Genomic DNA, 742 nt, shown 5'->3' with positions numbered 1-742 from the left:
ATCGGCCAAGTGGTTGAAGGCTTTAGAAATACCAAAGAAGTGTACTTATTAGCTCAACGCGCTGGTGTGGAAATGCCAATTACCGAGCAAATTTATAAAGTACTCTATGAAAATAAAGACATGAAAGCAGCTGCTATGGCGTTATTAGGTCGTGAACAAAAGTCAGAATAAATGCTTCACTATTCTTTAAAAATTAAAAAACCGACATAATGTCGGTTTTTTATTATTGGTAAATAATTACTGCGCGTTTACAAAGTCAAGCTGGCGCCAAGATTCATATACAAACACAGCTACTGCATTAGACAGATTCATACTGCGGCTATCGGCTTGCATAGGTATACGCACGCGTTGCTCGTTTGGCAGTGCTTGAATCATGTCATCAGGTAAGCCTCGGGTTTCTGGGCCGAATACTAAGCAATCACCCGCTTCATACTGTGCTTGGTGATGAAATTGGCTACCTTTAGTGGTGCAAGCATACACTTTTTTAGGTTGGCACTTTTCTAAGTAAGCATCAAATGAGGCATGGCGTTGTACATGGCTAAATTCGTGATAGTCAAGTCCAGCGCGTTTTACACGTTTGTCATCCCACTCAAACCCTAACGGTTCAATTAAATGCAATGAATAGCCAGTATTGGCACATAAACGAATGATATTCCCGGTGTTAGGCGGAATTTCAGGTTGGTATAAAACAATATCCAGCACAATAAGCCCTATAAAATCTTTAATTTGACTGACTCAGTAT

Annotated in this window: 1 protein-coding gene and 1 pseudogene; one reads left to right on the top strand and one right to left on the bottom strand. The window is 40.0% G+C overall.

The window, feature by feature from the left end; all coding sequences use genetic code 11:
• Nucleotides 1–171: pseudogene (locus PSH48_RS20680) on the top strand (NAD(P)H-dependent glycerol-3-phosphate dehydrogenase); the annotation flags it as partial.
• Between the two features lie 66 nt (nt 172–237).
• Here PSH48_RS20680 and trmL read toward each other — a convergent pair.
• Nucleotides 238–702 (bottom strand): tRNA (uridine(34)/cytosine(34)/5-carboxymethylaminomethyluridine(34)-2'-O)-methyltransferase TrmL, encoded by a 465-nt coding sequence (gene trmL, locus PSH48_RS20675; protein WP_273612287.1) that lies wholly within the window; start codon nt 700–702, stop codon nt 238–240.
• Between the last annotated feature and the right edge of the window lie 40 nt (nt 703–742).

The organism is Pseudoalteromonas sp. Angola-4 (genome assembly GCF_028599265.1).
Taxonomy (GTDB): Bacteria; Pseudomonadota; Gammaproteobacteria; order Enterobacterales; family Alteromonadaceae; genus Pseudoalteromonas; species Pseudoalteromonas atlantica.
Note: the sequence above shows the minus strand (reverse complement) of the source record. Positions and strands in the feature narration are given on the sequence as shown.